The 14,848-nt window shown below is 50.8% G+C and carries 11 protein-coding genes; 4 read left to right on the top strand and 7 right to left on the bottom strand.

The window, feature by feature from the left end; all coding sequences use genetic code 11:
- The first annotated feature begins 19 nt into the window (after nt 1–19).
- Both ABYK60_RS12245 and rlmM read left to right on the top strand, forming a co-directional pair.
- On the top strand, nt 20–406 hold the full coding sequence (locus tag ABYK60_RS12245) for a DUF423 domain-containing protein (protein WP_372872306.1): 387 nt from the start codon (nt 20–22) through the stop codon (nt 404–406).
- Nucleotides 407–508: 102 nt separating this feature from the next.
- Nucleotides 509–1,594 (top strand): 23S rRNA (cytidine(2498)-2'-O)-methyltransferase RlmM, encoded by a 1,086-nt coding sequence (gene rlmM / locus ABYK60_RS12240; RefSeq protein ID WP_372872305.1) that lies wholly within the window; start codon nt 509–511, stop codon nt 1,592–1,594.
- A gap of 100 nt (nt 1,595–1,694) precedes the next feature.
- Here rlmM and ABYK60_RS12235 read toward each other — a convergent pair whose 3' ends face one another.
- Together ABYK60_RS12235 and ABYK60_RS12230 are read right to left on the bottom strand one after the other, a co-directional pair.
- Entirely contained in the window at nt 1,695–2,066 is a 372-nt protein-coding gene (locus tag ABYK60_RS12235; RefSeq protein ID WP_372872304.1) for a DUF3224 domain-containing protein, read from the bottom strand.
- Nucleotides 2,067–2,297: 231 nt separating this feature from the next.
- Nucleotides 2,298–3,305, bottom strand: a complete 1,008-nt coding sequence (locus ABYK60_RS12230; protein WP_372872303.1) for an isocitrate dehydrogenase — start codon at nt 3,303–3,305, stop codon at nt 2,298–2,300.
- Nucleotides 3,306–3,626: 321 nt separating this feature from the next.
- Here ABYK60_RS12230 and ABYK60_RS12225 point away from each other — a divergent pair, with 321 nt between their 5' ends.
- The gene (locus ABYK60_RS12225) at nt 3,627–6,419 is read left to right on the top strand and encodes a prolyl oligopeptidase family serine peptidase (RefSeq protein WP_372872324.1); all 2,793 of its coding nucleotides are present in this window, start codon (nt 3,627–3,629) and stop codon (nt 6,417–6,419) included.
- 56 nt (nt 6,420–6,475) lie between these two features.
- Here the strand turns inward: ABYK60_RS12225 and ABYK60_RS12220 are convergent, their stop codons facing one another.
- The 5 genes from ABYK60_RS12220 to ABYK60_RS12200 form a co-directional block, all read right to left on the bottom strand.
- Nucleotides 6,476–6,865 carry a DUF3192 domain-containing protein gene (locus tag ABYK60_RS12220; RefSeq protein WP_372872302.1) on the bottom strand — a complete coding sequence of 130 codons (390 nt, stop codon included), beginning with the start codon at nt 6,863–6,865 and terminating at the stop codon, nt 6,476–6,478.
- A 133-nt stretch (nt 6,866–6,998) separates the two neighbouring features.
- The gene (gene xni / locus ABYK60_RS12215; RefSeq protein WP_372872301.1) at nt 6,999–7,760 is read right to left on the bottom strand and encodes a flap endonuclease Xni; all 762 of its coding nucleotides are present in this window, start codon (nt 7,758–7,760) and stop codon (nt 6,999–7,001) included.
- Nucleotides 7,757–9,112, bottom strand: coding sequence for a nucleotide 5'-monophosphate nucleosidase PpnN (gene ppnN, locus ABYK60_RS12210; protein ID WP_372872300.1), 1,356 nt, complete (start codon nt 9,110–9,112; stop codon nt 7,757–7,759). Before ppnN ends, xni begins: the two co-directional genes overlap by 4 nt.
- A 45-nt stretch (nt 9,113–9,157) precedes the next feature.
- The gene (locus ABYK60_RS12205) at nt 9,158–10,714 is read right to left on the bottom strand and encodes a diguanylate cyclase domain-containing protein (protein WP_372872299.1); all 1,557 of its coding nucleotides are present in this window, start codon (nt 10,712–10,714) and stop codon (nt 9,158–9,160) included.
- Nucleotides 10,715–10,851: 137 nt separating this feature from the next.
- Nucleotides 10,852–12,831, bottom strand: a complete 1,980-nt coding sequence (locus ABYK60_RS12200; RefSeq protein WP_372872298.1) for a tetratricopeptide repeat protein — start codon at nt 12,829–12,831, stop codon at nt 10,852–10,854.
- A gap of 312 nt (nt 12,832–13,143) precedes the next feature.
- On the opposite strand from ABYK60_RS12200, the gene ABYK60_RS12195 reads away from it, so the two are divergent.
- Nucleotides 13,144–14,848 (top strand): M61 family metallopeptidase (locus tag ABYK60_RS12195; protein WP_372872297.1); only part of this gene is annotated, 1,705 nt, incomplete at its 3' end.

The following is a 14,848-nucleotide window of genomic DNA, read 5'->3' as shown; positions in this document are numbered from 1 at the left end:
GCGGGAAAGAGGATACAAGGTGAATAGAGGTCTGTTTTTGTTTGCATCTGTCAGTGGCTTTTTCGCCGTCGCGCTGGGGGCCTTTGGTGCCCATGGACTTAAAAATCTGGTATCAGCTGAGATGGTAGCCGTGTTTAACCTTGCTGTGGAATACCAGTTCTACCACACCTTTGCCATCATAGCGGTGGCATTTGCCTGGCACTTCATCAAGTCGCGGCTGCTCGGTTGGGCGGCGGGTTTCTTTATCGCCGGCATGGCGCTGTTTTCAGGCTCGCTGTATGCGTTGGTGCTGACAGGCTCCAAATGGTGGGGACCTGTTACTCCTCTGGGAGGTACCTGTTTTTTAGTGGGCTGGTTGCTGCTGGGCACTGCTGTGTGGCGTAACAGAGTTATCGACGGCGAATAAGCTGGTATACTTGCGTACAAATTCAATTCAGGCAGCCTTGCTCTGTGAGATGCAAGGCTGTTTTAATTTAAGTGCAATAAACAACGGCAACCAATAACTGCAATGAAAAACCTGTTTTTATACTGTCGCGCCGGTTATGAGAAAGACTGTGCTGCGGAAATTCAGCAACGTGCCGCTGAACTCGGTGTTGGGGGCTTTGTAAAAGCCAATCGTGATGAAGCCTTTGTAGTGTTTCAGGGGTTTGCTGACGATGATGGCGACCGTTTGGCTGCTGAGCTGCCGCTGGACTCCCTGATTTTTGCCCGTCAAATGTTCGCCTGCGGCGACCTCTTGAGTGACTTACCGGCAGAAGACCGGGTAAGCCCGCTGACTGCCGCTCTGGGTGAAGTGTCCCGCGGTGGAGAACTCAGAGTTGAAACACCGGACACCAACGAGGCCAAGGAGTTATCGGCATTTTGCCGCAAGTTTACCGTGCCCCTGCGTCAGTCACTGCGTAAGCAAGGCATATTGCTTGATAAAGAAAACCCACGTCGCCCCATTGTGCATGTGTGCTTTATCGGTCCCGGTAAGGCCTATGCGGGCTATTCGTTGTCACATAACAGCTCACCGCACTATATGGGCATCCCGCGGCTTAAATTTCCGGCTGATGCACCTAGCCGCTCTACTTTGAAACTTGATGAAGCTTTTATTCACTTCATCCCACGGGAAGAGCATGAAACCCGCCTTCAAAGTGGCCTCAATGCCGTCGATCTGGGGGCATGCCCCGGTGGTTGGACTTATCAGCTGGTGCGCCGTGGCATGATGGTACACGCCATCGACAATGGCCCTATGAATCACGATTTGATGGAAACCGGACAGGTTACTCATCACCGTGCCGATGGCTTTAAGTTTGAGCCCGCCCGCCGCAATATCTATTGGCTGGTGTGCGACATGGTGGAAAAGCCTGCTCGGGTCGCTGAGCTGATGGAATACTGGGCTATTCAGGGGTGGTTTAAGGAGGCGATTTTTAACCTCAAGCTGCCGATGAAGAGCCGCTATAAGGAGGTATCGCAGATCCTCGCCAACATGCATGCCATCCTCAAAGAAAACGGCGTTCCTGAATTTCATCTGGCCTGTAAGCATCTGTATCATGACCGCGATGAAGTGACAGTGCACCTGTGGTTGAAGCCCAGCTCTCCCTGGATTTAATGAGCAGTACTGCCAATTTGATAAAAAGGCGCCTTCTGGCGCTTTTTTATTGGTTCAGGTTTCTTTTTCAACTTGTGCTGTTGTTTTTACTTACGGCCGATTAAAGCTGGTAGTGGAAGATATATGAGTGAGTTCCCTCTTTCTGGATAATCTCCAGGGTGCCCGAAATGCTGACAAGTTCATCGGTCCCCGAGCCTGGCAGCACATAAATGTCCAGCGTTTGCCTATCGGCGGACATAAAGCCGGAGTGGATCAGAGTAAAGGAACCTTGCTTGCCCGCAACTGAGCCCGAAAACTCTTCTACCGCCGAATAAGCTGCAGTGCCGCCAGCGGTCCTTTTACTAATCATCTGGCCAATGCCAACACCGACCAAATCACCGCGGTATTTTTTGCGGATGACCATTCTGCCTGCAGGGGCGTCAGTATCCTGCTGCGGCTCCAGCTTTACCTCAAAAGCTCCTTGGGCTGTCATGGGTTATGCCTTTTCTTTTTTTTAAAATACTAATTGAGAATAAGAGTTTTAATAACACAACATTTAAAATTTGATAAGCCAACGCTGCCATATTGTCGAAGGCACTGTGTAAATCATCTGTTTATGCCAAGGCGCTATCGCATTCGGATTGGAGCGCCACAAGTTCAGATGATGGAAACAAAAAAGGATGAGCTGAGCTCATCCTTTTCTAAAGGGGGTACTGGGTACAGATCAGAGTCTGTCGAGTACCGCCTGGGTGAAGTCGGTGGTGCCGTGAGTGCCGCCCAAATCGCGGGTTGTACGGTCGCCTTCTTCAATCACCGCGGATACGGCGTTGCGGATGGCCGCAGCTTTGTCTGCCATGCCCAGGTATTCCAGCATCTGTACAGAGGCCAGGATCACTGAGGTTGGGTTAGCCAGGTTTTTACCGGCGATATCAGGGGCGCTGCCGTGCACCGCTTCGAAGATGGCGGCGCTGGCACCAATGTTGGCTCCGGGCGCCATACCCAGACCGCCCACCAGACCGGCACACAGATCCGAGAGGATGTCGCCAAACAGGTTGGTGGTTACAATCACATCGAAGTTTTCAGGGTTCATCACCAGCTTCATACAGGTGGCGTCCACAATCATTTCTTCGGTGGTGATGTCGGGGTAACGCTGGCTGACTTCACGAGCCACCTTCAGGAATAAACCTGAGGTAGACTTCATGATGTTGGCCTTGTGTACAATAGTCACCTTCTTACGGCCTTCTTTACGGGCCAGCTCGTAGGCGAAAGTAGTGATCTGCTCAGCACCCTGGCGGGTGATGATGCTGGTAGCTTCGGCAGTAGTGCCGTCATCAGAAACCTTCTGACCGTAACCTGAGTACATGCCTTCGGTATTTTCACGGACAGTAATGATGTCGATATTGTCGTATCTGGCCTGAGTGCCCTTGAAAGAAATCACAGGACGCACGTTGGCGTACAGGCTGAATTTCTTGCGCAGAGTCACGTTGATGGAGGTAAAGCCTTCTCCCACTGGCGTTGTCAGGGGGCCTTTCAGGGTAATACGGTTCTTCTCGATAAGATCCAGCGTACGCTGAGGCAGCAGTTCACCGTGCTTTTCCAAAGCCGTCAGACCCGCATCGGCAAATTCATATTCGAAATCGCAACCCGCTTTGTCGAGAATTTTCAGGGCGGAGTCGATGATGCTTGGGCCAATCCCATCACCTGGGATCACGGTAATCGTTCTTTTGGACATGGATATTCCTTCCACGGTTGGTGGTTACTGCAATTGTCGGTTTCCACAGGGGGAAACATGACTGGAATTATGTGATTTATGTCTAGTTTAGTTTAAACACTTTTATACATTTTTCACAGGAAAAGGTGAGCAATAGCTCGGTTTTTTCTGTAGGCTAATTTGCATAAATCAAGGCTAAGAAAGATGATTCAAACCCTAAGCCTTAAAAAGTCTACTTTAGTCGAATAACAATGTAGAAGAGGACGACACTTGAAGCCTTCAAGACTCTTTTGTGCGCTCGCAGGCGCCGCCAGTCTCGGTCTTCCCCTCAGTTTACCCGCGATGGCTGCATCGCCCGGTAAAATGACGGTGCAGGACATCATGCAATTTGAATCGCTTAAAAAACCTGTGCTGGCCGACAACGGCAAGCTGCTGGCGGTGGAAGTTGCACCTGACAGGGGCGATAGCCGCACCCTTATTAAAGGCACAACAGGTAAACCGGAACTCAGTATTGCCGGTGCTTCAGAGCCACTTGTCAGTGCCGATGGCCGTTATGTGGCCATGAAGCTTGAGCCAAGCCTGCTTGCCAAAGAAACCAGTGATGCCAAAGCCAAAAAGAAGCTCAAGGCAGGCATGGTGCTGGTGGAGGTCGCGTCCGGCAGAGAGCAGCGCTTCGAGCGGGTGAAAGAGTTTGCCTTTGACGACAGCGGCAAGGTGCTGGCCATTTGGTTTGAGCCAGAGGATGAAAAGAAAGACAAGGAAAAGGACGACGACAAAGCCGCTGACACCGCAGCCAAGGCTGAAGCCAATAGCAAGATAACAGAGCAAACTGCCAAGATTGATGAGGCCAAAAAGCCCAAAATAGATAAGGCTGATGAGGGCAGCAATTTAACACTGTTGGCGCTGGCGTCAGGTAAACAGGTCGAATTTAACGATGTCACCGCCTATGCATTTGATAAACAAGGTAACACAGCGGCTTTGCTTATCAATGATATCGCCAATACCCGTCACAGCCTGATGGCGGTATCACTGAGCACTCTGGACGCCAGCGCGCGCTTCGAATCAGCTACCGAGCAGCTTGGCGCATTGGCAGTTAGCCCCGATGGCAGCCAGTTTGCTTTCAGCGCAGGTAATGCAGACACCCGCATTGAAGAGCGAAGCTACCGGTTGGGGCTGGTTGATGGCAGCGGCAATGTAAAATTTGCCGTGCATCCACAAGACTGGCCGCTTAATCGTTACTCCGGTATGGCGTTTTCCAAAGACGGTGAGCGAATTTTCTTCGGCACTGTGCCAGAAGTAAGTAAGGTGCTGTCGCTTAAGGCGTTTAAAACCGAGGCTGACCTTTTGGATGAGGCTACCATCCGTGACAGTCGCGGTCTTAAGCTATGGCATGGCGAAGACCCCCGCATTAAGCCCCATGAAATCAAAACCTTTGAAAAACAGAAAACGCAAACTTTGACAGCAGTGTGGCACCTTGGTCAAAACAAGGTGGTGCAGCTGGCAACCCCAGATATACCGGAAGTGGATACCCTCGAATTTGGCCGTTTTGTGATGGCAAAATCCAGCGAACCCTATCTGAAGGAAATCACCTGGGCAGGCTTTTTCAGTGATTTCTATCTGGTCGATACTCTGGACGGTGAGCGCCACCTGATAGCCAAACGTCAGCCATCGAACAGCGAACCTGTGGTGTCGCCCAATGGCCGCTTCGCTGCTTTTTTCCGTGATGGACAGGTGCAACTGTGGGATACGCTAAGTGGCATAGAAAGAAGCCTGACAGTCTCGCTGAACGTGCCTTTTGCCGACGAAGATCATGATTATCCCTCTGAGGCGCCGGGTTACGGTTTTGGCCCCTGGCTTGCTGACGAGTCGGCACTGTTGGTGTACGACAAGTACGATATCTGGCAACTGGGTACTCAGGCTGGTGCTGCGGCGTTGAAACTTACCGATGGCCGCCAGGATGGGATCAGCTACCGTGTAGAAGGGCTGTATCAGGCTAAAGATGAACAGCCCGCTACGGTGAAGGCCGATCAGCAACTATTACTGCAAGGCTACAGTGAGCGCACCAAAGCCGATGGTTTCTACCGGGTTCAGGTGGGCAAGAACGGTGTTAAAGCACTGTTTGCCAAGGATGAAAAGCTGCATGTACTGGCCCGTGCCAAAAAGGCCGACACCCTCATATTCAGTCGTGAGCGCTTTGATAAGTATCCGGATCTTTATAGCGCCGATGTGGATGATATCAGCGATTTCGAGCGGCTCACCCGCCTCGATGCCCAGCGCGACAAGTTTGCCTGGAGTAAGGCTGAGCTGGTTCACTGGACTAATACTGATGGCAAGCCGCTGGATGGGGTGCTGATCAAGCCCGCTGGTTACCAGAGCGGAAAGCGCTATCCGGTGCTGGTGTATTTCTATCGTTTTATGAGCGATCGTTTGCACGCCTTTCCTGATATGCGCATTAACCACAGACCCAACTTTGCCTGGTATGCGGATCAGGGCTATGCGGTGTTCCTGCCGGACATTCGCTTTGAGATTGGTTACCCCGGTAACAGCTCGGTGCAGGCACTGACATCCGGCGTGCAAAAGCTGATAGAGATGGGCATTGCCGATCCCAAGGCTGTGGGCATTCAGGGCCATTCATGGGGCGGATATCAAACAGCCTTTGCCGTGACCCAGACCAATATTTTTGCCGCTGCAGTAACCGGAGCGCCTGTGGGCAACATGACCAGTGCCTACAGTGGTATTCGCCATGGCACTGGCCTTGCGCGTCAATTCCAGTATGAAACCGGTCAGAGCCGGATTGGCGAAAGCTTGATGCAGGCACCACTCAAGTATGTGGAAAATTCGCCGGTGTTTTACGCTGATCGTATCAAGACGCCGATGATGATAATGTTCGGTGATAAAGACGATGCGGTGCCCTGGGAGCAGGGCGTTGAGTTATATTTGGCAATGCGTCGTGCCGGTAAAGATGTTGTGCTGCTGCAATATGAGGGGGAACCACATCACCTCAAACAGTATGGCAACAAACTGGATTACAGTATCCGCATGAAAGAGTATTTCGACTATTATCTGAAAGGGGCTGCGGCACCCGCCTGGATTAAACAGGGTGAGCCTTATCAGGAATACGATAAAGCTCACTAGGCCTGCCATAAATAATAAGCCGCCCATCGGGCGGCTTATTATTTTAAAATGGGGTGTTAAATGCCGGTTGGTTCCGGGTCAAGATACTGCTTATAGGTATCTGTCCCCCAGGCAATAAGCTGGTTATCACGGAAAAGCAGTGGTGTGCATTCATTCCTGGTGGTTTTGCCGTCCCCCTTCACGTGGTGGGTACGATAAAACAGCACCTGCAAGGCGCCATCTTTGACTGTTTTGGCTTCGCTGAAATCCGGTGATCCCATCATTTGGCGCACCTGGTTCATATCCTGGCCAATCTCGAGTCCGGCCAGCACTTTACTGTTGAATAGTTGCCTGTCTTCCCAATCCATTTCGTCTGGCGTTGGCTCATAACCTATAGCAACAACACCCACAAACGCCAGATAGCCGGCAAACACCGAGCCAATCACAACTGGAGCTTTTCCTTTCATACTCTGATCCTTCCTGTACCACTTTCCGGTCTTTGCATCGGTAGTGCTAATAATGACGATAAAGATACTGCAACAGCTGTTTTGGGTAAACGCTATGTAGCAATTGTTACAAAATCGTCCTGTAAAGAAGGCTTCACTCTGGCGTGACTCTGAGCTCGCTCAGTTTAAGGTTCAGAGGCATGTTGTTTTGTAGCCTGGCCAGTTTATAGCTCAGTCGTGCCATATCGCGACCGTCCCTGAGTTTGTTGGCCTGACGACTGCCCAGGGTGCCCAGAGAGTGATAAAGGTTCGCCAGACTGCGATAGGTGCGTAACAGCTCGCTGGCGGATTTGGGGCCTATGCCGGGAATGCCGGGGATTTTATTGCCGCTGTCGCCACACAGCGCAATGTAATCAAGCAGTTGATGACGCTCAATGCCAAGCTTGGCCTCAAAGGCTTCAATATCGATAAACTGCTGGTTAAAGTGATCCCATTGGCGAATATGGGGCGACATCAGCTGCAGCAGTCCCTTGTCGGTGGAGACAATGATTGCCTCACCACCGCTGGCAACCAGCTTGCAGGCGAGGGTAGCAATAACGTCATCCGCTTCTGACTCGGCATTGACCGAGTGCACCTGAATCTCAGCCAATGCGGTTTTCAGTCCCGCGAGTCCCTTGGCAAGGGGGGCGGGCATGGGTTTTCGGCCCTTTTTGTAATCTTCATAGAGGTGTTTGCGCCAGGATACGGCATCGCCATCCCAGACAATGGCGCAGTGGCTTGGATTATGGCCACGCAGCAGTTTACGACAGGCTAGGGTAACCCGTTCATAGAGGCCGTCCATGTCGGCTTCATCAGGCAAAGCCGCATGGATGCGTCGGGTCAGGTTCAGGCCATCGATTATTAACAGTCGGTTCATTTTACAATCTTATAGCAAGGCTCATAGATGCTGCCGGGAAGCTTCATCCGCTGCTGCACAACAAAGGCTTGCAGTAACTCATCCATCAGCACCATCAGTTTGGGGTCTCCTTTGAGTTCGAATGGCCCATGACGTTTAATGAGTCTGATAGTTTCGCCTTTGACGTTCCCGGCAACAATGCCTGAGAAAGCGCGTCGCAGATGTGCGGCAAGCTCTGCCTTGTTGTTCTGAAAAAATAAATGCAGATTTGCCATGACTTCGTGAGTCGGAACAAATGGCAGCTGGAATTCGGGTTCAATTTTCAGTGACCATTGATAGGGATAGGCATCGCCATTGGTTTTGCGGAATATTTTGACCTCTTCCATGCCCTCTTTCATCACTCTGGCTACTTCTTCTGGGTCATCCACTATGATGCGGTACTTGCTTTGTGCTTCGCTGCCCAGGGTGGCAGCAATAAACTCATCAATCTTTGTAAAATAGTCGGCGCTTTCTTTGGGGCCTGTGAGTACCAAAGTGAAGGGGATATTCTGGTTGGCCTTGTTCAGCAAAATGCCCAGCAGATATAAGAGTTCTTCTGCAGTGCCGGCACCGCCGGGGAAAATCACAATTCCGTGACCAAGGCGCACAAAGGCTTCCAGACGCTTTTCAATATCCGGCAGGATCACCAGCTCGTTGACTATCTGGTTGGGGGGTTCAGCGGCGATAATGCTCGGTTCTGTGAGGCCGATATAACGGGCGTTACATATGCGCTGTTTGGCATGACCAATGGCGGCACCCTTCATGGGGCCTTCCATTGCACCCGGGCCGCAGCCGGTGCAGATATCCAGTTTCCTGAGCCCCAGCTGATATCCCACTTCGCGGGTGTATTGATACTCGATGGCGTTGATACTGTGCCCGCCCCAGCAGACCACCACATTGGGGTCATTCTTGGTGGGCAGGGCCTGCGCGTTCCTCAGAATATCAAATACTACGTTGGTAATATGGCTGGCGTTGGTAAGGTTGATATGTTTGAGGTTATCGTACTTGTCGGCAATATAGAGGATATCTCTCAATACCGAAAAAAGATGCTCCTGGATCCCGGCGATAATCTGGCCGTCAACAAAAGCCTGAGCAGGCGGGTTGATTAACTCGAGTTTCACACCTCGCTCACGTTGCAGAATATTGATTTCAAAGTCTTTGTGTGCCTCAAACAGTTCGGTTGAACTATCGCTTTTCAGCCCCGAGGCCAACACGGCCAGGGAGCAGTTGCGGTAGAGTTGATAAAGCGGGCTTTTGGCACTTTGCTTGAGGCGGTCGACTTCCAGTTGGGACAGTTGATCCATACTGCCGCGGGGGCTGACTTTCACAATCATAGCAACTCCTTAAGCAGTGACAGGCGTTGCTGAACTCCCACAGGGTTAGCTATCTATGACCACCCTGTCTCTGCTTTCATGTTTGGCTTTATAGAGGGCTGCGTCGGCTCGCTCGAAGGTTTCGTGCATGAGCTCATTATCCATGATTCGGGCGGCCCCTATAGATACTGTAACTGTAATTCGCTGATTTTTAAATTTAAATGGAATGTTTTTTACTTTTTCACGCACTCGGTTCAGCAGTTGCTCAATATCTGTAGCCGACACTTCAGGGATCAGCATAACAAATTCTTCACCGCCGTAACGCGCCACGAACTCGGTATCACGCAGCGAATTTTTCAGTGCCATGGAGATTACCTGCAGGGTTTTATCCCCGGTGCTGTGACCAAAGTTGTCGTTGATTGACTTAAAGTGATCAATATCGGCCACGGCGACCCAAAGTGGGTGTTTGTGACGTTGATAGTTCCGGTATTCCTGCTCCATTCGCTCTTCAAGTGCGGCGCGGTTGGGCAATTGGGTCAGGCTGTCGAGCAGGTTCAGCTTTTGCTGCTCGAATAAGCGCTCTTTGTAGTTGCTGGCTTCTTCTGAGAGTTCATTCAGCTCTTTACGCATGGTTTCCATAGATTTGCGAAGGAGTGCCTGTTCCCTTTGCTCCAATGCTTCTTTGCGGGCGAGCGCAGAGCGCAAACTGGAGAGTTGCTCAGTTATCTGGCTTTTCAGGGTCACAATATCTTCGATATCTATAATTGCTTCGCCGACGTTATCTACCCGGGTATTGATTTCGCGGTTCAGTTGGTGCTTGAGCTGGTGGCTGCGCTGAGCGTGATTGTAAGAATCGCTGACAACCTCACGTACTGCAGACAGTGCGTCATTGAGGGCGTAAAGGAATTCCTGCGAAGCGCTTTTTTCGCGGGCGATATTGTCTAGCAGCAATGACAAAATGGTTTGATAAGCATCAAGCAGGCCATCAACGTCAATTTCACCTGATAGCATTTCCTTGATAACCAGCACCTGGTCGCGCTGGTCTTTACGAAATTCAATTTCAGAGATTATTTGTGCCAGTTCGTGACCAAGCTGGCGATGCTTCGGCATTACGCTGAGCTTCTCACTACTTTGAAACTGTTGCGCAAGAATGGCTTCGTAAAAGCTGATAAGTTGTTCAACCTTGGGGATATATTCCCAAACTGTGTGCAGCGGTTTGGACAAGTCTTGCTTATAGTAACTGACTTCTCGTTTCAGTTTATCCGGAGCTGAGTCAACGCGTTGAATTTGGCGGATAACACGGCTGAGGCCTGCGCGGCTGTCCTCTAACTGAGCCATGACATGGTGGTATTGGCCCTTAAGCAGGCGCTCCACCTCTACCAGTTCAGGCAGGGCATCATCGAGTTTGTCAAAGGTGGACAGCTGATGACGCAGCTTGGCCAGTTTGTTGTCCAGTTCAAGATTCTGGCCTTTGCAGGCTAAACTGAGATGGCCAATAAACTGCAGCAATGTCTGCAACTTGGTGTTGCGGTCTTCATTCAGTTCGTCCAATGCCACTTTGGCAGAATGGAGCTTCTGTTTGAGTAAGGTGATTTGGGTAATCGCCTCGTTGGAATCCTTCATGCAGAATGCTTTCCTGACTGATTTACTGCGCCTTTCTGGCGCACGCTAATTCGGCTTCATGCCTATTGGTTTTAATGGTATAGCAATCACTGAATTGTGCAAATGATGTCGCAATGTGACAAAGGCATTTTTGATAGCTAAGTCACATCAGAAATGACGCTTTCAGATTCTGCTGATATTTGCCAGCGTGGCCACACGATGTTTTCTTTGTCTGCATTGGTGTCAATGCGCACCAATCCACGACCGATACTCTTTTCCAGGTGCAAATACAAGGGTTGGCTGAACACCGCGGATGGCGTAAAGTCCAGCGCCCTGAAACCTAGATAAGTGTCTTTCTGTTCTGAAAGGGAGTCGATACCCGCCAACGCCATTTGCAGTACTTCAAGATGGATGTTGTTGGCAATGGATAATTCCGGATTGGGCAGCAGTGGTAAATTGATAAAACTGAGCTGCAGACAACCGTTTATGTCACGCAGATTTTCTCTGATGTTAAACAGCAGTGCATCTGCCTCCTGAATGTGTGCGTTCAGCGTTAGGGCTATCAAGCCCGGACGCAATGTAAACGCAGCAATGCCAGGCAGGGATTCGAGTCTGGTAACGCTACTGAGCGTCATATCCACCATGCGTTGCTGGCCCAGATGAATGTCGGCTTCGCAAAGGCTGGGTATTCTCAACAGCGCCAGAGCCTTGATGTCGTCTTTGTCCAGTGTTTGGTGTAAGGCCCGGATACCTTTATGACCGGTTACTGCATCGAGGGGAAGAAGGTTTTTCAGGGTATCGAACTGAGTTTTAATCTCTAATCTTGACCGGCGATAATGGCTTGCTACCGTGGCCAATATAAAGGCCAGCAGCAGCGTTCCTGCTGCCAATACGGTTCTTTCCCGCAAACTGGTGCTGGCGTTTTCCAACTGCTGAATTTTTTGGTGCAAATCGAGTTTAAGTTTTTGTTCGGTTAAGGTTGATGTATCGGGGTCATTAGAAATGGGGGCATGGGACTTGCCAAGCAGTTCAATGATAGCGTTCTGATGTGTCATCGCTGCCTTGAAATTGCCTTCGGCCTGAGCGGCCAACACTTTTTGCTGTAGCGCTCTGATGTATACGTCATCAAGGGATTGCTCTTCTGCCAACAGCTGAGCCTTGTCGGCATGTGTTATGCAGTCAGACCAGCTGCCTGTTTTGCAGTGGACTTCTGCCAGCAAGGCTTCGTTTTCCACCAGGAAGTGTTTCATTTTACGTTCACTGAACATCTGATTGGCCTGCATCAGATAACTCAGCGCCTGGGTGTTTTCACCTATCTTGCTGTAGGCCTCTCCCAGATTGTGAAAATTGCGCGCCAGGGCCGAAAAGTTTTCACTGCGCCTATCCACCTGCTGGGCATTGAGATAATAGTCGATGGCTTTGTTCCATTCTTTATTGCTGGCGTGAGTTGTGGCAATCACGGTCAGCGTGTTCGACAAATAACTGTCCTGACCGAGGTGGGTGAAGGCTTCAGCAGCATCGTGAGCGTGTACCAGTGCATCGGAACTTTGATTCAGGTCCCGGTAAACCCTGGCCAGCTGCATCTGCAAAAATGCTCTTTGAAATGGGTGTGCAGCGCCATCGGACAACCTTAATGCTTCAGCGTAATGTTGCAGTGCCTTAGTCAGCTCCTGTTTTTTTATGTAGTACTTGCCAAGTTCGGCTTCTGCTGTAGCAATCAGATAGTCATTTCTGAGTTGGTAGGCACTGTCACGAAATTTCTGCAGATGAACCAGTGCTGTTACATCCTGATTAATAAGTAAATACATGCCTCCAAGCTGATCGTGCAGGTTCATTCGCAGCAGCTGCGACTCCAGTGTCTGGCTCTCCTGATCCATTGTCAGTGATTGAATGAAAAAATTGGCAGCATCTTCAAAACGCAGTTCCAAACGCGCGATTTTTCGACCTTTCAGCATTAGAAACATGGCTTTCTGATAGGGCGTTGTCGCGGTGTTTTCAAGGGTGCCCAGGATGATATCCAGATCTGCCACCTTGTTTTTATTGCTGACATTGGTTTGTAAATTGGCGCGTGCAATAACAATCAAAAGCTCGGTGAATTCCTGCGGGGATAAACCCTGCCCGCGGGAGTAGGTACTCATTTGCTCCAAAGATGTCAGCGGTGTATCAGGAAGGGCAAGTGCAGCTGAGATGCGGTCCAGGACTTGCTGTGGGTTTTCTCTCAGTTGTATTTCTTCAGACTTAAGGTCTTTTGCTGAAGATAAAGGGGATAAAATAAATAGTAATATTAAAAATACTAAAGAAATTAGGCGCATATATTTCTCTTCGCTTAAGCTTTCCCTGCTTGCATCGGGAAATTGTCAGCATATGTGACATCGGGATGAGCGGCGTTGGTAGTCTTGTTATACTCAAACCCTTTTTAAGTATTCCATCATACCTATAAGGACAACAGAGTGGAACAAAAGATAACGGCCTTTTTACCCCTGTCACTTTTTTTGGCGAGCTCAGCCTGGGCCGGGGTGGATTACCAGATTGATCTGACTTCGCCTACCCATCATCTGGCGCAGGTGGAAGTGATATTTCCTCAGGTAGCCGCCGGTGATTTCAGTGTGAACCTGCCGGTATGGCGCACCGGTAAATATCAGGAATTACCGCTGGCGGACGGGGTGCGCCGCTTTGTGGCCGTGGATGAAAATGGTCAGGAGTTGCCGTGGCAGCGAAACGCCAGTGGTGAGTGGGTTATCCAGCTTGCCAAACCCAGCAAGGTGAGCGTGAGCTACCAGCTTTATGCCGATGAACTTGGGCAGCGCACCCGCCACATAGATGCAACCCATGCTTATTTGGATGCCAGTAGTGTCTTTATGTACAGCCCTCATTTTCGTGATGATGAAGTGACTGTCACCATGAAAGTGCCGGATGGCTGGCAAAGCCACTCCGGCATGCACAGTGGTAATACCCCCCACAGTTTTGTGGCGCCCAATTACGATGTTTTGGTGGATTCACCCATCGAAACCGGTATCAGCCACCACAGAACGTTTTCATCCGCAGGTCGCGATTATGAGCTGGTGGTGTGGGGTGAGGGCAATTATGACCTCGGGCAGATGGTGACCGACCTGACCAAGCTTGGCACCCAGGCCAATGCCATCTGGGATGGCTTTCCGTTTGAGCGTTATGTCTACATGGTGCATGCTACCAGTGGTGCCCGCGGCGCCACCGAGCACCTCAATTCAACGGTGATCCAGCTGCCACGCTTTATGTTCCGCGAGCGAAAGGACTACATCCGCTTTATCTCCACCGCCTCTCACGAATTTATCCATACCTGGAACGTGAAAGCCTACCGTCCGGCGGGATTGGTGCCTTACGACTATCAAAATGAAGCCATGACCAGCCTGCTGTGGATGGCCGAAGGTTCCACCAGCTACTTCCAGCATCAGCTGCTGGCCCGTGCCGGCGTGATTACGCCCAAGGAGCTTCTGGAAGACATTGCCACCCGTATCGACAGGCACCAGCACACCCCCGGCCGTGAAATCCAGTCGGTGGCCGAGGCGAGTGTGGGGCAGTGGGTGGCCAAGGGCGGCGACTATGCCCATAATCACAGCGTGAATATTTACTCCGAGGGTTACATGGCGTCGCTGGCGCTGGATATGGCCATTCTCAGCGATACTAAACTCAAGCACTCCTACCGCGACGTACACCGCAATCTGTACAAGGACTTTGCCCTGCCAAAGGGTTACACAGAATCTGATGTCAAAGGCATTCTGAAGTCACTGACAGGCAAGGATTACGCTTCCTGGTGGCATGCCAATATCGACAGCCCGCTGATACTTGATTTCGATGAACTCTTGTCCCGAGCGGGCCTTAAGCTTGCTTATGGTAAAGAGGGCAAACAAAAGCCATACCCCGGCTTTATCCAAAGCAGCCTCAAGATCCAGACGCTGGACCGTGGCGGCAATGCCTGGAAAGCCGGTCTGGTGGCGGGCAATGAAATTCTTGCTATCAATGGTTTGAAGGTCACCTCCGACGGCTTTGATAAACGTCTGGCTGACTTCAAACCCGGCGATAAGGTGCGGGTGAGCTATTTTGCCGACGATAAGCTCAGCGAGACTGAACTTGAGCTTAGCGCCCGCCCCGAAGGCAAGGCCGAAATCAAGCCGCAGG

Source organism: Shewanella sp. (assembly GCF_041630135.1).
Lineage (GTDB): Bacteria > Pseudomonadota > Gammaproteobacteria > Enterobacterales > Shewanellaceae > Shewanella.
This window is presented reverse-complemented; position numbering and strand designations above follow the sequence as displayed.